This window comes from Bdellovibrio sp. CKG001 (assembly GCF_055397465.1).
Genome location: NZ_AP029173.1, coordinates 2362670 through 2382128, shown reverse-complemented (window position 1 = coordinate 2382128; position 19459 = coordinate 2362670). Strand labels below are relative to the sequence as shown.

Annotated in this window: 18 protein-coding genes and 1 pseudogene; 8 read left to right on the top strand and 11 right to left on the bottom strand. The window is 49.7% G+C overall.

Annotated features, from left to right (window positions below):
* Window positions 1–88: 88 nt before the first annotated feature.
* The 3 genes and pseudogenes from ACZ50P_RS11305 to ACZ50P_RS11295 form a co-directional block, all read left to right on the top strand.
* Entirely contained in the window at window positions 89–784 is a 696-nt protein-coding gene (locus ACZ50P_RS11305) for an FKBP-type peptidyl-prolyl cis-trans isomerase (RefSeq protein ID WP_011164968.1), read from the top strand.
* Window positions 784–1374 (top strand): pyridoxamine 5'-phosphate oxidase, encoded by a 591-nt coding sequence (gene pdxH / locus ACZ50P_RS11300; protein ID WP_464131202.1) that lies wholly within the window; start codon window positions 784–786, stop codon window positions 1372–1374. The genes ACZ50P_RS11305 and pdxH overlap by 1 nt, the downstream gene beginning before the upstream one ends.
* A gap of 166 nt (window positions 1375–1540) precedes the next feature.
* A pseudogene (locus tag ACZ50P_RS11295) lies at window positions 1541–2515 on the top strand (serine hydrolase domain-containing protein); the annotation flags it as partial.
* 58 nt (window positions 2516–2573) lie between these two features.
* Here the strand turns inward: ACZ50P_RS11295 and ACZ50P_RS11290 are convergent.
* The 5 genes from ACZ50P_RS11290 to ACZ50P_RS11270 form a co-directional block, all read right to left on the bottom strand.
* Window positions 2574–3893: a hypothetical protein gene (locus ACZ50P_RS11290; RefSeq protein ID WP_464131200.1), complete on the bottom strand. Its 1320-nt coding sequence runs from the start codon at window positions 3891–3893 to the stop codon at window positions 2574–2576.
* A 13-nt stretch (window positions 3894–3906) separates the two neighbouring features.
* Window positions 3907–4668: a type IV pilus modification PilV family protein gene (locus ACZ50P_RS11285; RefSeq protein WP_464131198.1), complete on the bottom strand. Its 762-nt coding sequence runs from the start codon at window positions 4666–4668 to the stop codon at window positions 3907–3909.
* 176 nt (window positions 4669–4844) lie between these two features.
* The gene (locus ACZ50P_RS11280) at window positions 4845–7703 is read right to left on the bottom strand and encodes an LVIVD repeat-containing protein (protein WP_464131196.1); all 2859 of its coding nucleotides are present in this window, start codon (window positions 7701–7703) and stop codon (window positions 4845–4847) included.
* Between the two features lie 55 nt (window positions 7704–7758).
* Window positions 7759–8439 carry a hypothetical protein gene (locus ACZ50P_RS11275; protein WP_464131194.1) on the bottom strand — a complete coding sequence of 227 codons (681 nt, stop codon included), beginning with the start codon at window positions 8437–8439 and terminating at the stop codon, window positions 7759–7761.
* Window positions 8440–8447: 8 nt separating this feature from the next.
* Complete coding sequence (locus tag ACZ50P_RS11270; RefSeq protein WP_464131192.1) at window positions 8448–9167, bottom strand: TIGR02147 family protein; 720 nt, start codon at window positions 9165–9167, stop codon at window positions 8448–8450.
* Between the two features lie 91 nt (window positions 9168–9258).
* Here ACZ50P_RS11270 and ACZ50P_RS11265 point away from each other — a divergent pair, with 91 nt between their 5' ends.
* On the top strand, window positions 9259–9468 hold the full coding sequence (locus ACZ50P_RS11265) for a hypothetical protein (protein WP_464131190.1): 210 nt from the start codon (window positions 9259–9261) through the stop codon (window positions 9466–9468).
* Here the strand turns inward: ACZ50P_RS11265 and ACZ50P_RS11260 are convergent.
* The 4 genes from ACZ50P_RS11260 to ACZ50P_RS11245 form a co-directional block, all read right to left on the bottom strand.
* Complete coding sequence (locus ACZ50P_RS11260) at window positions 9465–10031, bottom strand: GNAT family N-acetyltransferase (protein WP_464131188.1); 567 nt, start codon at window positions 10029–10031, stop codon at window positions 9465–9467. The genes ACZ50P_RS11265 and ACZ50P_RS11260 overlap by 4 nt on opposite strands.
* The gene (locus tag ACZ50P_RS11255; RefSeq protein ID WP_464131186.1) at window positions 10003–10311 is read right to left on the bottom strand and encodes a hypothetical protein; all 309 of its coding nucleotides are present in this window, start codon (window positions 10309–10311) and stop codon (window positions 10003–10005) included. The genes ACZ50P_RS11260 and ACZ50P_RS11255 overlap by 29 nt, the downstream gene beginning before the upstream one ends.
* 116 nt (window positions 10312–10427) lie before the next feature.
* Window positions 10428–10817 carry a Co2+/Mg2+ efflux protein ApaG gene (gene apaG / locus ACZ50P_RS11250; protein WP_464120665.1) on the bottom strand — a complete coding sequence of 130 codons (390 nt, stop codon included), beginning with the start codon at window positions 10815–10817 and terminating at the stop codon, window positions 10428–10430.
* Window positions 10818–10919: 102 nt separating this feature from the next.
* A complete protein-coding gene (locus ACZ50P_RS11245; protein WP_464135206.1) occupies window positions 10920–11888 on the bottom strand; it encodes an endonuclease/exonuclease/phosphatase family protein in 969 nt (322 codons plus the stop codon).
* 185 nt (window positions 11889–12073) lie between these two features.
* On the opposite strand from ACZ50P_RS11245, the gene ACZ50P_RS11240 reads away from it, so the two are divergent.
* The 3 genes from ACZ50P_RS11240 to ACZ50P_RS11230 all read left to right on the top strand — a co-directional run bounded on the left by ACZ50P_RS11240 (window position 12074) and on the right by ACZ50P_RS11230 (window position 15352).
* Entirely contained in the window at window positions 12074–13618 is a 1545-nt protein-coding gene (locus ACZ50P_RS11240; protein WP_464131184.1) for a M17 family metallopeptidase, read from the top strand.
* A gap of 136 nt (window positions 13619–13754) precedes the next feature.
* The gene (locus ACZ50P_RS11235; protein ID WP_464131182.1) at window positions 13755–14303 is read left to right on the top strand and encodes a hypothetical protein; all 549 of its coding nucleotides are present in this window, start codon (window positions 13755–13757) and stop codon (window positions 14301–14303) included.
* A gap of 107 nt (window positions 14304–14410) precedes the next feature.
* A complete protein-coding gene (locus ACZ50P_RS11230; RefSeq protein WP_464131180.1) occupies window positions 14411–15352 on the top strand; it encodes a YeiH family protein in 942 nt (313 codons plus the stop codon).
* A 17-nt stretch (window positions 15353–15369) separates the two neighbouring features.
* Here the strand turns inward: ACZ50P_RS11230 and ACZ50P_RS11225 are convergent, their stop codons facing one another.
* Both ACZ50P_RS11225 and ACZ50P_RS11220 read right to left on the bottom strand, forming a co-directional pair.
* The gene (locus tag ACZ50P_RS11225) at window positions 15370–16776 is read right to left on the bottom strand and encodes a hypothetical protein (RefSeq protein WP_464131178.1); all 1407 of its coding nucleotides are present in this window, start codon (window positions 16774–16776) and stop codon (window positions 15370–15372) included.
* Window positions 16776–17387, bottom strand: coding sequence for a DUF502 domain-containing protein (locus ACZ50P_RS11220; RefSeq protein ID WP_464131176.1), 612 nt, complete (start codon window positions 17385–17387; stop codon window positions 16776–16778). Before ACZ50P_RS11220 ends, ACZ50P_RS11225 begins: the two co-directional genes overlap by 1 nt.
* 171 nt (window positions 17388–17558) lie before the next feature.
* Between ACZ50P_RS11220 and ACZ50P_RS11215 the strand changes: the two genes are divergently transcribed.
* Window positions 17559–19418 (top strand): S8 family serine peptidase, encoded by a 1860-nt coding sequence (locus ACZ50P_RS11215; RefSeq protein ID WP_464131174.1) that lies wholly within the window; start codon window positions 17559–17561, stop codon window positions 19416–19418.
* Window positions 19419–19459: the final 41 nt, after the last annotated feature.

Below are 19459 nucleotides of genomic sequence, written 5' to 3'. Positions count from 1 at the left end.
CTCTGCGCGTTATCTATTTGAAAATAAAAGAAACGGGCGCAAGATATAGCCTTTAGTATTTAAAACAAACCCCTTAAGAGGAGACAGCATGAATAAATTGGTCCTTGGTGGTCTTGTTGTTGCGGCTATGGCCTTCACAACAGCATGCCAAAAGAAAGTGAAGCTTGATACTGACATGAAAAAAGCGAGCTACGCTATCGGTCAGCAAATCGGTGGTAACTTGAAACAACAAAACATCGATTTCGATGCAGATGCATTGGCGATGGCTTTGAAAGATGCAGCAGCAGGCAAAAACGAAATGTCTAAAGAAGACATGCAAGCTGCGATGATGAAGCTTCAAGAGATGGCGATGAAAAAACAACAGGAACAAGCTGAAGGCAATGCTAAAGCTGGTAAAGACTTCCTGGAAAAAAACAAATCTGCAGCGGGCGTGAAAACAACGGCTTCCGGTTTGCAATACATCGTTGAAAAAGAAGGCACTGGCGCTTCTCCTAAAAAAGAAGACGTAGTTAAAGTTCACTACAAAGGAACTTTGACAAACGGTGAGCAGTTCGATTCTTCTTACGATCGTGGTCAACCTGCTGAATTCCCAGTGGGTGGCGTGATCCCAGGCTGGACAGAAGCTCTTCAGTTGATGAAAGTTGGCGGCAAAGCTAAACTTTTCATCCCACCTGAGTTGGCTTACGGTCCATCTGGTCGTCCAGGCATCCCGCCAAACTCTGTTCTTGTGTTCGAGGTTGAGTTGATCGACATCGTTAAACAAGACACTAAGAAGAAGAAATAATGTTCGACTTCAGCAAAGACCCTTTTGAGCATTTCGACCGCCTGATGAAAGAGGCGGTCGCTAAGCAAATCCCGGAAGCCAACGCAATGTCGGTGGCCACCGTGGATGGAAAGGGTGTGCCCTCCGTGCGCATCGTCTATCTTAAAGAGGTGAGCAAGGGGGGCTTTGTTTTTTACGGGAACTACAATTCCCATAAGGGACGCGATATCGAGGCCCATCCGATGGTGTGCCTCAACTTCCACTGGCCAGCTATCTGGCAACAAATCCGCATCACTGGCAAAGCCGAAAAAATCTCTGCAGCTGAAAGCGATGCTTATTTTGCGACACGCGCGCGCCTTAGTCAGATTGGTGCCTGGGCTTCTCATCAAAGCGAAGAAATTCCCGATATCGATTGGTTGTCTCGCAGAGTGCAGGAATACGAAAAGCAATTTGACGGTCAGGTTGTGCCACGCCCACCACATTGGGGCGGCTGGCGTGTGATTCCCATGGAAATTGAATTCTGGTTCGGGCTGGGCGGTCGCCTTCATGAACGCTACATCTATCAGCGCACAGCGGATGGTTCTTGGAACCGCCTGATGCGCAGTCCGTAAATCTGTTATTTATCCTATTTGACGGCAAGTCTTTATCTTCTTTCTAGGACCGGGTTAACTAGTGTCTTACAGGGGGGGATATGAGCCGTTCTATATTTGCCGTGATAATGTTTATTTTTCCATCCTTGGGGATTGCTAAAGTTGCGCCGCAAACGTTCCCCGATGATGGGAAAAGAGCCTTTTGAAAAACTACACTGATGGCATCCTGATTTTGCACAAAGGGACTGTTGTTTATGAAAAGTATCTGGGCAGTTTGACAGTTGAAGGACAGCATGCCGCCATGTCCATGACGAAGTCCTTTGTCGGGACTGTGGCAGAGATCCTGGCGGCTGAAGGTGTGCTTGATCCGGAGAAGCCTGTTATCACCTACGTGCCAGAGCTTAAAGGCTCTGGATTTAAAGAGGCCAGGGTTCGGGACTTGATGGATATGACAACGGCCATTCGTTTCAGCGAAGACTACGCGGACCCGAAGGCAGAAGTCTGGCAGCATGCCAAAGCCGGAAATCCGCTGCCCAAAGGGGCGGACTATCAAGGGCCAAGAACCTATTATGAATTCTTGGAGACGGTGAAGCCCGAGGGTGTTAACGGAGCCGAGTTTCACTATAAAACAGCCAACACCGATGCCTTGGGATGGGTCCTGGCCCGAGCCAGTGGTAAAAACGTGGCCGAGCTTATTTCCGAGAAGATCTGGAAGCCGCTCCGACCAGAGCAGGATGCTTATATGACGGTGGATTCAATCGGAACTCCTTTTGCCGGTGGGGGATTGAATCTGGGATTGAGAGACCTGGCGCGCTTCGGGGAAGTGATGCGGAACAAGGGGATGTTGCGGGGTCAGCAAGTGCTTCCAGCCAAAGTCGTTTCCAATATTGCTTCTGGTGGGGATCGCGATAAGTTTAAAAAAGCCGGCTATGATCATCTGCAGGGTTGGTCCTATCGAAGCATGTGGTGGGTGACCCATAATTCGCATGGAGCCTATATGGCGCGTGGGGTTCACGGGCAGGCTCTGTATATGGATCCCAAAGCTGAGCTGGTGATTGCACGATTTGGCTCACACCCCGTCGCCGCAAACGCAGCTAACGATGGGACGACATTGCCGGCCTTTCAGGCTGTTGCGGAGTACTTGATGAAGTCGTCAAAGTAGTGAAATGCGAAAGCGAGGCGGTTCTTCACCGGCCTCGCCATTAACAATTCCAGGATATTTATTTGCGTGCCTGAATCTCGGTCTCTTGAACTGTTTCAACACTGTCGCAATAGACCTTGTCCAGGGTTTTGGAACCGGACTTCTTGTAGTAAACATAAGCGCCTTTCAGGCGTTCATTGTCGTTGAAGGTCTGCACTTTTCCATCCACGAAGCCTTTTGCCGGACTCCAGTCGATGCTGCAATAACCGGCTTGGATATCAGGTGTAGATCGTACAGGAACCTTTTCACCGTTAGCTTCACGCAGATCTGCAATTTTTTGTTCAACCTCTTCTGACAGTTCCAACTTCAGGTCAGCGACAGTTTGTTTGGTTTGGCTCAACTCTGCTTCCAGGGCGGCAATGCGCTCCTGGGTCATGGTCTTGAGTTTCGCTGACATACGTAAGTCTTTTTCCAGATTGCTGATTTTGAATTCTTTGGACGGCAGACCTTTGCTGCTGCTGCCGGCTTTCATTAGCTGTGATCTGACGTGATCGGCGTTATCCTCCCACAGGTCAAAACCAGCTGTCTCTTGATTCAGACAGGCGACGCGCACAGGTTTTTTGTCGTTGATTGTGCAAGAGGCAATCTTAAAGTCCAAAAGATTGCCCTTGCCAAGAGCGGGCTGGGGCAGATTCTTGAGAAGCTCGGTTTTGCTCTTACTTGAAACCTTAACTAGCAATTGGTCCTCAGAATAGGAATTGGCAGCTGTGTCTGTGTCGGTGGATTTGATTCCTCCCAGACAGATTACAGGACTGGTTTTGTTCTTGCCGCGATACTGCATCCACCAGTTGCCTTTATAGGACTTGTTCGGCGTGACAGTGAATTCACAGTAATTGGGGTCATTGGGTTCGCGGGCGCAGGCCACCGCATTCATAGAAACACCACGACTTTCCTTGCGATAGCAAAGAAGCGGGGACTCGCTGGCTTTCAGCGGAGATGATTGCAAGTGGGACGTGTAGACCTTTTTCGTCAGACTGACGATGTTGGTTTTACCTTCAACATAATCGCCAATGCGAGGTGATTTGATATTGAGCGTATCGGCTGGGGGTACTACCGTTACGCCGATATCGCAGACTCGGCGGGCAACGAATTTGTGTTTGCCGGCTTTAGAGTCGTAGTTGAGATTTCCGTATTGCCAGCTGCCGTCTTTAAAGACACAGGCGCCGCCGTAGTTTTTTTTGTAATTCAGGTCAAAGTCATTGCAGCTGACACTGAGGGTTCGAGCAGCACCATTGACGGATGCCGAATAAGAACAGTCTTTGGGTCTTCCATCTGTCAGGGTCTCGGATTGCGCTGACAGGGGAGTAAGCATGAATAATAGCACGATCGAGCGCTTCATGGGGTTCTCCTTCTTAAATTCCTAGAATGTACTTATTTGCAACATTGCATTTTTCGTTAACGTGACAGAAGACATCTTCGCCGTCGGCATCAACACTCTTGGCAACACAAAGACCATTTTGTTCATCCAGCCCCGGAGGGCAGGGAAGTTGACATTTGGCTTCGGACTCGGTCCAGGCGCCGCCAAAGCTGGAACAAATTGCTGCGAGGTCAGTATTTTCAAGGCTGGCCGTGCAGCCAATGATATTGTTGCGTGAACTATCCAGATAGAAGAAGGCAGCAGCCCGTATTGGAGACTTCGGTGTGTTTTGTGCCGTGGCATCCAGGCGCAATGAGCCTTTTATGATTCGGCTGTTGGCAAAGTCAGTGGCATTCGCCCCTTCCAAGGCCACGTATTTATCACTGCGGTTTTTGCGGTCATAGTAGGGGGCAATACTGATGCTTTCAATTTTAAAGCGTCCGTAAGAGTCACCATTTTTTAGTTCCAGGAAACGACCGGAAATGCCTTTGTTCAAGGCAATTAATTTATTGTTCACCCAAGTGTCTGAGGTCACGGGAATGGGGTTTTCAAGGTCGGCAATGCCGCAGTTCGCGGACTTGCTGAGCTCCACCAGCTCACCAGAAAGTTCACGGGCCTCAAGTAAAGTGTTGAGGTTTGTTTCATGTTTATAGTTGTTCGCCATCAGAGTCATGAAGCCGCTGACGGCAATTCCCAAAATTGCCAGCGACAAAAGTACTTGTATCAAACTGAAACCACTCTGATTTTTAATATTCATATTTAAGTCCCGGGGCCCCTGGTACGTCCTAGAAAATGACTGTTAGTTATCGGGAAAAAGAAAGAGCTTCTAAAGAGTGCTAAAAAAAATTAATCAAACCTCGTGAAAAAGAGGGGAACATCTCCAGCAAACCCAAAAGTTCCCGGTAATATCGGCCATAATAGAGAACCTCAGCCTTATTGATGAATGTTTTCGATGTCGGATATATCGAAGACTTCATATCCATTATAGAGTTGAATATAAAGATAGTTCCCACGGATTGAAACTCCCTTGGCATTCCAGCCTCCGAACTCAGATTTGTTGATGGTACGCTTTAAGACCGGTGCTGATGGATTAGCGACGTTTATGATTTCCACGTGGCCAGCATCTGCTACAAAGACATAGTTGTCTTTTTTTGCTACTTGTTGCGCAGTTCCGGGGGTGTTGTATGTGCCTGTCAGTACGGGGGCGGCGGGATCGGTCAGGTCGACAATCTGCAGTCCTGCGGTGCCGTCAGCCAGATAAGCAAAGCTGCCATCTTGGATGGCATGATAAGCTGTCCCTGGGGAATTATAAGTTCCCAGCAGTGTCGGACTGGCCGGTGTGCTGATATCAAAAATCCGAAGACCTGTGCCGAGACTTGCGGCTAAGAGTTTGGTGCCGCTGACATGAAGACTTTTGATGTCAGCATAGGCTGTTGTTGACAGCATCGTCAGATTTGCCGGATTGGAGGCGTCAAAAAGGCTTAAATGAGAATTTGACTCGGTGGCATAGATGATACTGCCGGATTTGACTATGTCGTTCAGGTATTTGTTGTCCCCCGTGCGCGAAACTTGAGACAGTGCCACGGGGTTTTTGGGATCAGCCATATTAAAAGCTTTCAGGAAAAACTGATCCGCCACAAAAAGGGTGTTACCTTCTTCAATGGGATTCGCCACGATGGAATATAGTTCTATGCGTGTTAAATATTCAGGCTGCGTGGGTTTGGTGTTATCCAGAACCATCATACCAAAATAGCTGTCCGCCAGATACACCCGAGTGGCGGTCGTGGATAGAGCACTAAGGCTCTTGATCGTTGTGGGTTTGTTCATTTTGAGATACTTCTTGGAGTCATCATTTAGAATTTTAAATCCAGTGGATTCGTCAGCAATATAGATATTGCCGTCTTTGGCCTGAATCCCCAGGCATCCCCCCAATTGGTAGGCCTCTTTCAGAACCGGTAGTGGCGGGGTGGTGATATCAAATATTTGAAGACCGGCGTTATAGTCACAGCTATAGAGCTGGTTGTCTGCAACGACAAGATTTGCGGGAACATCGGTGCCGATGGTCTTGTAAACAAGAGAAGGGGCCGCGGGATTGCTGACATCAAAGACACCCAGATTTTGATTGCCTCCGACAAAGACATAGTTGCCACTCTTAGTAACGCTGTAGGTAGGGATCGGACCTGACGGATAGTCATAGGTTGAAACCACAGTCACGCTGGCGGGATTTGAGATATTCACAATCCGCAAGGAATTGGTGCCGGCTAGATAGGCATAGTTGCCTTCCACATACACATCGTCAGCATAATAGCCGTAACTTCCCGCCAGAGTTGGAGTTGCGGGTGTGGTGACGTTGTAAATGTAAATCCAGGAATCATAGACGACATAGACAAAATTGTTGAGTTTGAAAATCTTGCGCGCACCACTGCCATGATCCAGGGTGGCCACGATGCTGGGGCTGGCCGGATTGCTGACGCTGATGACTTTCATGCCGCTATTGCCAACGGTGGCATAGACATAGTTATTGTCGTAAATGATTTCTTTCTTGCAGGCGGTAACCCCTTGCGGAGTCTCGCCCAGGTATTTCGGATGAGCGGGATTACTGATATCAAGTACGGTCATTCGGCCCCAGTCATTTTCACAAACGTAGGCGCGGTTGCCGGAGGCATCGACCGAATTGGTCCACCAGTTCACGCCACGATAGCTGTAAGGAATGTGCGGGGCTTTGATGTCAGAAATATCCAGCGTGCCGACGCCATAAGTTTCCGAAGCGACGAAGAGATGAGTGCTATTGGAGATAAATCCATAGGGAATTCCCCACCAAACCGTGGCGAAAGGGGCGGCGGAGCCCTGGGTGATGGGGTTCACCGGGTCGCTGATGTCGTACACAATCAGACCGTTGTAGTAGTCCATCGCCAGCAGATAGTTTCCTTGAATGTCGAGCTTCTCAACTGCATTGTTGTAATTGAAATAATCCATGTAGCTCGATGCCAGATTGGGATTGCTTTTGTTGGAAATATCGACGATGTCGATGCTGCTCCAGCTGACGGCGATATAGGCATAGTTCCCTTTAACTTTGACATCCAAAGCGTCGCTGTTTGTGAGGTAAGAGCCGACCAGAACGGGTGTCGCTGGTGTGCTGATGTCAAAAATTTTGAGTCCTTGAAAATCGTCTGCCAAATACAAATAATTGCCATCCACTTGGGCCGAGACCGCATTGCCATTAGTGTCGATCGTGTTCACCAATTGCATGTTGGCAGGATCAGTAAAATCCACAACACGAACTCCACTGGCATTATCTGGTACATAAGCCAGCGTTCCCCTGGTGGCCACGCGGTGAGGAAAACTTAACATCAAAGTCGACTGCAATACGGGAGCTTGTGGGGCGGTGATGTCATAGAGTTCCAGGATTCCACTGCTGTTTGAAACAAAGAGCAGGTCATTCACCTTGGTCACGCGATGGATGCTGGATCCTTTCAGGGAGTTGATTTCTTTGGGGAGATAGGGATCCGTGATATCCAAAATGCTTAGCCCCCGGGATGTACCAGCCAGCAGAATGTCGCCAGCGAGGGCTAGGTCATAAGGTGTACCGCCGTAGCCCCATGCATTCTGTTTTGAGACGACTGGGGGCGGTGGTGTAGGGGTCGGCGTCGGTGTCGGTGTCGGTGTGTCTGGGGGCTCAGAGCTTCCTAAGTCGAGACTTTTCGGCTGGAAAAGCTCAGCGTTTACAAGCCCGCAAGAGGTTAGCAGGAGAAAAGACAGAATAAGAAGCAAATTTTTCGAGTACGTTCTCATAAGTCTTTCTCTCGGAAGCTCGAGAAAAACTTATGAGGCAAATGCAACACTTCCTCTATTTCATATCAGCAATAAAAGGTCGGCAGATCAAATTGAGATCCTTAATTGCTTTGGACATATCAGCCTGCTCAAGCAGGGACGGCTGTTCGGACAAAACAAAAGCTGTCGCCTGACGAACGGCGGGTGTATTGCCTCTCCACCCAGGGCTTTGTAGAGCATTGAAAAGCAGGATCTCATGCACAATCAATCCCGCTTGCTGGAAGCTGTTCATGCGAATCCAGATGTCATCGTTGATCAAGTAGCGTGGAGCCTTGTGCAGAGGTGTTCGCAGTTGCAAAGCGACTTGTTTCTTTTCGCAGCCCACCGGCACGACATAGGACACTTCATCTTGTACGTTGTGCATTTCGTGGCCAGGCAAATGGCGGATCTGCTCCCAGAAAGAGTCATTGTCAATGTAACTGGACAGGCAAGCGTGCAGCTCCGGGGCTGTGGTTTTCAGCGGCTCGATCAGTTCTTCGACAGTGTCTTTGATGTGCAGTGGTTTGAAGGCGGACCACAAGGCCTCTTGAGGGTGTTCCCCATAGGAATACAAGACATCCCTTTCGTGCAGATCCAGCAGGCGTGGGGTTTGGCGGGGACAGACAATCACATCGCCGCCGTTGCAGATTTCATCACCCGCATAAGTCGGCAATGGGTAAGTTAGAAACACAATCAGGAGGGCAGTAAAAAAGCGCATAAAATTTCCTATTCGAGTTTGCTCAAAGGGACAAGTTGAACACCCAGTAAATAAACCTGCTCGGTGTTTCCTTCTTCAAGAAGATTGGCCATTCTTTTTCGGAAGGCGCGGATTTCTTCTTTGGCCTGCGGGAGCTTCGACATATCAATCGCCATCATGATATGGGACACGTCCCGAAACTCCACCGGAGTTTTATCTAATGAAGAACGGCTTTGTTCCATGAGTTGAAGATGCATATGGCGAATCACTGAGCTTGGAATGTCCTTACTTGTGGTCAGGAAGGTTGTGGTCCGGACGAAGCGGCCTTGATGTTCTTCGATGAGTTTCAGTTTCATCAGGCGTTTCAATGCGGCCTGTGCCTGGGCGGGAGTGATGGCCAAGCGGTTGGCAAACCATCGGGGGTCCAGCGTTGCCTCCGGTGTTTTTACCAGACTTAAGATGGCAAGATGGTACCAGTCACGAATAAAATGCAACTCATCCTGGCTCAGCAAACGATCGGGTCGTTGCATTTTGCTGCGTTTTTTGGAGGTTTGGACAAAGTGTTTGGGGCTGAGATTCAAGGCCCGGGTTATTTTCCCAATATAATAAGGTGAAAGGGGGCGAGTGCCATTAAGGATTTCAGAGACCCGTCCTGAGGGGATCTGTGCCTTTAAGGCCAGATTGCGCCGGGACATTTTGCGGCGTTCAAGTTCGTCTCGCACAAGTTTCAAAAATTCCAGATGTTCCAAGGTGCTCCCAGTGCTGAGTGAGGGAGCTAAAATTTAGGTCATTTGTCCGAAAAAGTGAACAAGTCTGTGGAACTTTGCCATAGTTTTACGCATGAGTGATGAAATAGTGTTGCATATCCGGAAAGAACTTGTGCGTCGACGCGCTAAAAATCCACGCTATTCATTACGGGCGCTGGCGACCTTTTTGGGGGTGGCCCCCAGTGTTCTGTCGCGGGCGTTGTCTGGTGAGACTGTTTTAAGTGAACGAAACCGCACCCGCATCCTTGCTCGATTGCGCGGGAAGCGGGACTCAGCGACTTAAAATTCTTCTTTAGTCAGTGCCCAGATCTCCATATCCATCCACTTTTTATTCACCAGCAAGCGGCGCTTGCTAAGACCTTCTTTGCGCATCTTCAAAGCTTTGGCGACCTTGATGGATTTTTTGTTAGAGGGGGCAATGCCAGCTTCCACCCGGTGAAGCTTTAACTTTCTAAATGCGATATCCAGGGCCCCGTGACTTGCTTCTTGAGCAAAACCATAGCCCCAGTAGGGATTAAAAATGCGATAGCCAAGGTAGGCATTTTGGAAAACGGCACGGGAAATATCCATCAGGCTGACGTTGCCGATCAGAAGCCCATCGTCTTTCAGAAAAACTCCGAAAGAGTAAAAATGATCAGCATTTCTTTGCTGCTTTTCTTGCCTCAGAAGTTCTTTGAATTTCTTTTTGGTCAGTTCGCTCTCGGCCCAGTTGGTTTCATCCCATTCGTTTTGCGGCGGTTTCATACTGGAATAGGCCTGCACCCAGTTTTCGTAGTCAGTTTCTTCCAAGGGGCGCAGGATCAGACGGGCGGTTTTTTTATAAAGAGGCAGATCTATAGACTTCATTGCTGACAAGTCTAAGAGGGATGCGTTTTAAGTTGCAATAGAAATAGGTCAAATTATGCGAACTGCGCACCACGGATGTGTGGGGTTCATGACCAACCATTTTAACGGTGATCTTGACGGGATGGTCTTTTTTGATGGCGACAAGTTTCGGGGTTACGTAGCGGGTCTTTTGGTCTTCAATCCAGATCTCGGCACCTTCTTGTTCTGAGATCACCATGCAAAGGCACATTTCCGGCTTTTCCAGACCCAAGAGTTCTCGCAAGTTTTTAAACCATGCCATGATAGCCTCCCGCAAACTGGCACAGGGTTTAGCACAGCTTTATTTTTCAATTCCAGTGAAAAGGATAAAACTGGACCTCGAAATTGTTCCGAACAAATAAGGGGATTATGGGGAAATTAATGCAGCGCCAAAGGTGCCACAAGATAGAATTCAGGGATTTCCACGCTGAAGCTTTCTCCGTTTTCGGCCACGAAGAAATAGCGTCCCACCATACTGCCGGTGGAGGTGTTCAGTGGGCAGGCGCTGTCGTATTCGAAAGTCTGCCCGGGATGGATCTTGGGTTGTAATCCGACAACGCCGGGGCCGCGGACTTCCTCTTTGTTTCCAGCAGCATCAGTGATGATCCAGTGACGGCTCATCAGTTGGGCAGGTGAGGATCCAATATTTGTGATGGAAATTTTGTATGCAAAAAAGTGATAACCCTTTTCAGGTTTGGATTCTGAAGGGACATAGACGACTTTTGCCGAGATTTGAAAATCTGGGACGGATGTTTTTTGCATGCTCATACGTATCTCAGGATAAATCTTTCCCTGATTCCCGGCAAGAGCAACAGATGGTGCGTATCTTTTTTGGAGTGCGGCGTGTTGCAAAAAGGTACGGCGTATCCACTAGCGAAGTGGAAGCCCCGTCAGTTCGAAAACCAAGGGATAATGATCGGAGGGAAGATTCAGCTTGGCATCCATGTTTCGTGGGATGTCATGTTCCATTCCGAACTCATCCTTATAACGGTACACCTTGCAGGAGCCCGGTTTGACATGGCTCTGTAATGATGGCGGCGCAAAGACGAAGTCAATCTGGCGCCCATCGGCTCGAGAGCCGCTGCGGACCTGATAAAAGGTGGCCCGTTCTTCGGGGGACAAACCTGCAACTTCCAAGATATCTCGTAATTGTGTGCGGCTGTAGATATGTTTGAACTCTTCATCCGTGCCCTGAGAGCTTGCATTGCCATTGAAGTCACCAGCCACCATGACGGGAACCTGGGGATGGGTGGTTCCCAGTTCTTCATAAATATCCAGCAGGGTCTTCAGTTCGGCTTGGCGTCTTTCAAATCCATTGGGATCAATGCGCTCGGGATCCAGGCGGGATTTTAAATGAGTCAGCAGGATGATCAGGAAGGGTTTGTCTTGGTCCTTTTTGAAAAGCTTCAACTCCACAACGTCCCGGGAAAACTTGTGGCTTGTGGTGATCTTGCCACCCTTGACCAGATAGCCTGCATTCAGGCTGTCTCTTTCATGGGGGTAAAGATAGTTGATCAGACGATTTTTATTGGACTGGAGGTCAAAATAAAAGGGCAGACCTTTGCGAATCAAAAAGCCGACGTCGATATTGCGTTCAGAGTTTCCCTCAATAAGACAAGGTGAATACGCATCATCCATAAAGAGAAGGTTGAAGTTATTCAAAGACTCCAAACCACCCACTTCGCACAGCATAACAATGTCGGCATTGATGTCTTTAAGGGCCTTTGCAATTTCCAGGGTCTTTTTCAGGGGCTTATTTTCATAGACGGACGTGGACAGACGTTGCCACTGAGTTTCTTTCAGATTCAAGACATCCTTGGACGGAGTTCCATCAAACATCAAAAACAGGTTCTCTGCATTGAGTAAGCAAAATTTTAGGTTTGTGGTCTCGGTCCACGTCATATTATGATTTTACGGAACATACCGCCCTAGAAGCCACCTCAAAACATACTCTGCCGCATCGCTTCGTATGCTGGCGGAAGCCGAGGGGTTTCTTTCGCATAAAAATAAAAGTGAGGCAGACAGTGGCAAAAAAAGCGGCTCCAGCAGCAAAGTCATCCGGCAAACTTCAATTCCATTCTTGGATTGAAACTTTCGACTTCGGAAAAGAACTTAAAGTAAAAAATGAAATCACCGGATACGTTTATTTCTTAGGGGTGGATGACACTGCGAAGTTTTCTTCGCTGATCGGGACCCATTCTTTGGAGTGGCAGTCCAAGGCCTTAAAACAAAGTGAAAAGGAAGTCGTTTCTTTCGTTGGCGCGCAGGGGCCGGTGTGGATTCTGCGCCCGCGCAAAAAAGCGACTGTTGGACATGATGGCCTGATTGATGAAGCGGCCTATACCTGGGCGCGTGATCAGTTCGGTTCTTTGGTGGCGCAATTTAAAGCTCAGCAGATCAAGGCCGTACAAATTGAATTCCATGGCACCGAAGGTGTTCAGGATTTGGGGGCCTTGACGGGAATGGATATGGCGGCCTACAGCTTCCGCCAATTTGTTGACGGTAAACAGTTGGCAGACCTGCCAAAGGTGGCCTTGAAAAAATCTTTGGGCGCTTGGGATAAAGCCGTCGTTAAGGATGCGATGCTGCGTGCCCGTGCTGTCAATGTGGCCCGTCACATGGTGAATCTACCTCCGAATGATCTAAATCCTAAATCTTTTGCGGAAATGGCGACCAAGCGTTTGGGCTTCCCGAAAAATACCAAAATCACAGTTTGGGACACCAAAAAACTGGTTCAGGAAAAAATGGGACTGCACGTGGCGGTCGGTCAGGGGGCTGAACACGGGCCTTGCATGGTTCACTTGAAGTACCGCCCAACCAAGAAGTCTTCAATGAAACCGGTGGCCTTTGTCGGTAAGGGGATCACCTTTGATACCGGCGGCTTGGATATCAAACCGTCGTCAGCAATGCGTCTGATGAAAAAAGACATGGGTGGGGCGGCCAGTGTGATCGCCCTGGCTCAATGGGCGGCTGAAAGTAACTATCCAGGTCCGCTGGATTTCTATCTGGCTTTGGCAGAAAACGCGGTGGATGGAAAGTCCTTCCGTCCAAGTGATGTCATCACGGCTCGCAATGGGATGAAGGTTGAAATCGACAACACCGATGCGGAAGGTCGCTTGGTTCTGGCCGATGTTTTGGATGTGGCCTGCACGCAGAAAGCTGCTGATGAAGCTGAGATCGTGATTGACGTGGCAACATTGACTGGAGCCATCAAGGTGGGTTTGGGAGCTGAGATTGCCGGGTTGTTCTCTAACGACGATGAGTTGGCGACGGCTTTGACCAAGGCCGGACAGCGTTCGGGTGATTTGAACTGGCGTATGCCATTGTTTGAAAAGTACTGGGGTGATCTGTCTTCGCCATTTGCGGACTGCAAAAACTCCGGCGGCGGCTTCGGTGGTGCGATCACGGCGGCCTTGTTCCTGCAAAAATTCGTGCGCGGAAAAAAATGGGCGCATCTGGATGTTTATGCGTGGACGGACAAAGCCCAAGGGGCCTTGCTTGCCAGCGGCGGTAACGGTCAGCCGGTGCAGTGCTTGATCGAGTTCCTGAACGCTCGAGCCTCCAAATAGAATTTCACTGCAAGCTCCCCTCGGGGAGCTTTTTTTTTGGCGTCACACTGACACCGAAAGGGTTGGCCTTAAAATTGCTTTGGATTTTTGTACCTTCTTTGATGGGGTGAAGAAGGTACAAAAAACGGGGGTTTTCATGATGTCAGCTATAAGAAATTCTTTGGTACTTCTTCTATCCGCAACTTGTTTTTTCTTTGCGCATAATGCTGGCGCTCAGGATCGCAACTCTCAAGAGCGTATCCGTGTGTTGGAAACCCGGGTTTATCAGCTTGAAGCCAATCTTTCTCAAATCAATCAACGCCTGGCTAACTTGGAATATGGCCAACGTCCTCCTCCATTCCCGGAGCCTGCGCAGGAGGTAGCCTGCCTGATTACCGATACTGGCTATAACAAAGTGTTCCTGGGTAAAGGCCGCATAAAAATAGAGGCAGAGGCTGCGGCTCGCGAAGCCTGTGGGAAGTCGGTTCATCCCAGCTACTGTCAAGCGGCTGTGAAGTGTTCGGACCCACGCCAGGAGCGCCCGATTGCAGGTGCTATTTGTATGTTGACTGATACCGGGTATCAAAAAACCTTCAAAGGCGAGGGGAAGTCTTTGATCGAAGCAGAGTACAATGCTCGTAAGCAGTGTGGTGACAGTGTGCATGCCTCTTACTGTGTTGGTGCCGTTCGCTGCGACACTTTCTAAGGGCACTTAATTAGTTCAAATTCTAAGGCACGCTCTGATTTTGAGCGTGCCTTTTTATTTGTGTCGATCATAAAACGACCGCATAGTAAGGACTCGCGAGGTTGAATATGTTGGCGAGAATCCTGATTCCGTTCGTTGCTCTGGTGAGTTTGGCCCCTTTTGTTTCCTCTGGCGTAGCCCTTTTTGCGGGCGTTTTTGTAGCTTTGGCTTTTGGAAATCCTTATCTGGATCACACCCGTAAAATCACTCACTCCTTGTTGGGTATTGCCGTGATGGGAATGGGGGCCGGGATGGACTTGCACGTGATTGGGCGGGTCGGCTTGCAGGGGGTCGGTTACACTGTCGTGGGAATTTCGTTGTCTTTGTGTCTTGGGATCTTGCTGGGGCGTCTTTTGAAGACTGAACAGGACACGTCTGTTTTGATCTCTGTAGGAACTGCGATCTGCGGGGGCAGTGCGATTGCTGCTGTGTCGCCGGTGATCCGCGCTAAACATCATGAAGTGTCCGTGGCTTTAGGCACCGTTTTCTTACTCAATGCTGTGGCACTCTTTGTATTTCCTCCCTTGGGGCATTTCTTCGGCTTGACGGAGCATCAGTTCGGTCTGTGGAGTGCGCTGGCGATTCATGACACCAGCTCTGTGGTCGGAGCTTCCATGCAGTATGGGGCTGAAGCGTTGCAGGTGGGAACGACGGTGAAACTGGCGCGGGCTTTATGGATTGTTCCCGTGGCGTTTGTTATTGGTTATGTCTACTCAAAGAAAACTAATGCCACGGGGGAAAAGGCCAAGGCGAAACGCCCTTGGTTCATTTTAGGCTTCCTGGTTGCCGCTGCCATCGTGACCTGGATTCCGGTTTTAAAACCTGCCGGTGAGGTGGTGAACGCCGTCTCCAAACGTTTACTGGTTGTGACCTTATTCCTGATCGGCTCTAGCCTGACGCGAGAAACGGTGAAGAGTGTGGGGATCAAGCCCTTCTTGCAAGGCGTGATACTGTGGGTGCTGGTGGGTGGCGCCACCTTGGGCGCCCTGTTGTTAGGGTGGATTCACTAGGGGCCACCCAGCCATAATTACTTTAAGCCAAATAACTTCTGAGACTTGATCAAATCCTGAACGCCCGGGGGCACGAGTCGCTCCCATTGTGGGTCACCCTTTTCAATCATCTTCATCACATCGATAGAATGTAAATACTCTCCGGTTTCATCGCACCCGGAAATATCCACGATTTGCTGATTTTCGATGAAGTGAGCGTAAACATGGCGCAAGTGCGGGGCAGGGAAGAAGCTCTTCGTCGTCAGACATAAGTTTGGTGTCTTGTGCGGATAGATGTACAGTTTGGTTTTTTGCTCCAGTAGTTTTCCTAAACCTTCCAGTAGGCCGCCTTGCAGATCGCGGTAGTGCTCTTCGGTGAATAGCTTGTTAAGGTGGCTTGCACCAACCACCAAAGCCATGAAGTGTGGGTTGTAGCGGCGAATAAAGCGCTTCAGTCCATAGAACAGGAAGAAGTTGGAAATCAGAACATGCAGACCCTGACTGGTTAAAGTTTCCACCCTGGCCAGGAAATCTTTTTCGTTTACATGCCCATCGGCAGTCAGATTGTGCATGGTCAGTTCCATCAAAGGCAGAACTTCCAGATCCTTACCTTCTGATTTCAACACATCGCCCTTGATCTGCTGCAAACCTTTTTGCAAAACATCCAAGTGGGTCACTGTGACCGGGCGGAAGGTTCCGCGCTGAATCAGCAGGGACTTGCCATAGACTGCGTCAGAAATATTCAGAATCTCATTTTGTGGAGAGAACAAGATCGCCTCTGCCAGTCCTCGACGAACCAGCTCCAGATTCATCAGGCGCATATCAAAATGCTTCACATCCGGCCCGTGGAACTTGATCACATCGATCACGATCTGATCGTCTTTAAGACCATCCACCAGATGCGTAATAAATTCTTCAGCTTCGAGCAGATGGTAAAAAGCGCAGTTCAAAAGATTGACGCCCAAAATGCCCAAAGCCTCTTGTTGTTGCAGGCGATGACGATCCAGCATGCGCACATGCAGGATGATATCATTGGAAGGACCGCCGGGTTCGGTCTGAAAACGCACCCCCATCCAGCCATGGGACTGCTTGTTGCTGCCTGAAGACGCCGTTGCCACAGTGTTGGCGATGGCAAAGAAACGGGATTGCGGGCCTCGGGTGGGGCTTAAACGATCCACCAGAAGATCATACTCGTGCGTCAGCATCTTATTTAAGCGAGGCTCGCAGACATAACGGCCGTTTTTTTCGCGGCCATAGATGTCATCACTGACAATCATGTCGTAAGCGGAGATTGTTTTTGCAATAGTCTGAGACGCCTTGCCAGCTTGGAAGAAGTGACGGGCAACTTCTTGACCCGCACCGATTTCCGCAAACACACCATAGCGGCTGACATCCTGGTTGATTCTACGGGCTTTGCTCAGGGTGTTTTCAATGGAGTCAGACATTATTTCTTCTCGCCTTCGTTTTTATCAGCCTTCACCCAGCCGGTGATGGCAAGACTCATCGCTTTTTCAATAGGCATATCCAACGGAGTGATGCGTGAACGGGGCACCATCAGGGTGAATCCTCCCAAACCATAACTCATCGGAATATAAACGGCGATACGATCGCCGGCGTTTTGTTCAATCGCAGGCACATCTTTGAAGTTTTCGCGAGTCACAAGCCCCATGGCGCGGATGGTGGTTTCACCTTCGTTGATATCAACCAAAACGACTTTTTGCAGGCCACCGGGACCGCCGCCTTTGGAGAAAAGATTCATCAGATCACGCAGAGGACTGTAGATGGCTTTAATAAAAGGAACTTTGGTCAGTTTTTGTTCCAGCTTTTGGAAGATACCGCCAGCCAGAAGATTGTTCAGCATCAACCCCAAAAGCAGAATCAGGACGATCGTGATCAGGAAGCCTAGGCCGGGGATATAAACCGGAAGGATCTGGCGAAGGGCGTCCCCAAGGAAGCTGTCCACAATTGCGACGCCGGCATAAATAATATAGATCGTCAGCGCAATTGGCAAAAATGTAACGAGGCCCTGCAAGAAGATCTTCTGGAGTTGTTTCATACCTAGATGTCCTGTTCTTTAATGCCTATCGGCAACAAATAGATATCAGCTAAGTCGAAACGCAGCAAGTTCTGACGCTGTCTCACGGTGAGACGAATAATAAAAAATAATTTGTCTAAATCCACCTCGACTTCTGGCCGAAGAGTTCTCTGAAATGAAAAAGGAGAACCGGTGAAGCCGATTCTAAGATCTTTATTTCTGACGGTGACTTTGGTGGGGTGGACCGCGGGGGCTCAGGACGCTCCTGAGGCTGTTCCTGGCGAATATCTCATCAAGTTTAAGGCTTCTTCGGGGGGGCCGGCCTTGGCGCAGTCCAAGTTGCAGGGGAAGGCCAATCTGAAATCCACATTTCCGGGTTTGGGCATCTTTCAGGTTTCCATGAAGGTGGCTGCGGATGTTGAAGAGCTCAAAAAAGATCCGGATGTCGAGTACATTGAACCGAACTATATTCTGAAAAAGAGTGAAGTCGAGCCTAACGGCCCGGTAGAGCGTCTTTCCTATGAAGACGCCGTCGCCTCGGGGTATGCGTCGAGCAATCCGACGATTTATTCTCAATCCTCTGCAGACACGCGTGTGTCTGAATCCTGGGCTTATCAAAAGCCTCTTTCTGCCACAGGCAAGATCATCGTGGCCGTTGTCGATACCGGCCTGGATAAAAATCACGACGTGTTTAAGCCCGTCAGTGAGGGGGGAACCGGGGCCCTTTGGCGCAATGAAATTGAAGCCAATGGACGTCCGGGCGTGGATGATGACCAGAATGGCTATGTCGACGACATCAATGGCTGGAACTTCATCAGCAACACAGCCAATTTCTATGATGATGACGATCACGGCACTCACGTCGCCGGAGTTGTCGTCGGCGCAGGATTGAACATTTTTGCGCGTCCCTTGGATGAATCAAAAATTGAAGTCATGCCGCTGAAGTTTCTGGCCAAAGGCGGTGCCGGCTCGACGGCCAATGCGATACGCGCCATCTACTATGCTGTGAACAATGGTGCACGCGTGATCAATAACTCCTGGGGTGGGTCTGGTTACAGCCATTCCTTACAGGATGCGATTGCCTACGCTTATGAACGACATGTGCTGGTGGTTTCCGCTGCCGGTAACTATAGCAGCAACAATGACACCAGCCCGATGTACCCTGCCAGCTACGATGTTCCCAGTAACATCGCGGTAGCTTCGACAAGTCGCTGGGATGATCGTTCGGGCTTCTCGAACTATGGCAGCTATTCAGTGCATATTGGCAGTCCGGGAGAATACATCGAAAGTACCGTTCCTGGTAACGCCACCATGAAAATGTCCGGAACCAGTATGGCAGCGCCTTTGGTGGCAGGCATGGCGGCGTTGGCGATGCGTGAGGCCCCTAGTTTGTCCGGTTATCAAATCAAGCAACTTGTGATGAGCTCTGCGGATCAGGTGAACAGTTTGAATGGCGTGGTGTCCTCCAAGGCGCGTGTGGATGCGGTGACTTTGATGAGTGCTGCACAAAATATGGCGACGGCGGCGGCTTCTCAGCCTGTTTATAAGTCGGCAGATCGTTCACCAGCAGCCGAGGCAGCCTCTGCCGCTGGTGGATGTGGTCTGGTTCAAAGCGTGATTAAACAGGGTCCTGGCAGCGGGTCTGGTGGTGGCTCTTCAGGGGGCGGTACTGCCGGAGTGGTGGTGGGTCTGTTGCTGATTCCGCTGATCCTTTGGCAGGTTCTGCGCGCCCGAGATCCGAAGTCGCGCAGGAAGTATGAACGCTTTAAGATGAGTTCTGAGATCCGGGTTCAGGTCGGTGACCGTGAGTTGGTCGGCGCGGTGAATACGATTTCCGAAGGAGGATTGTCCTTCAACACCGACCAGGCTTTGGAAAAAGGCGGACTGGTTACCATGCGAATTCAAAGCCCGGATGGTCACGAGGTCATCGAGGTGCAGGGTCAGGTCGTCTGGTGCGAGGCAAACAAAGCCTACGGTGTTCAGTTCGCCAATGCGCGACAGGGCACTTTGGCCATGATCCGCGATTGGACCGCCGGGATGATGAAGTCCTGACAGTAGTAAATTAAAGAAGTTCTAAAAAAAACGGCCGTGAG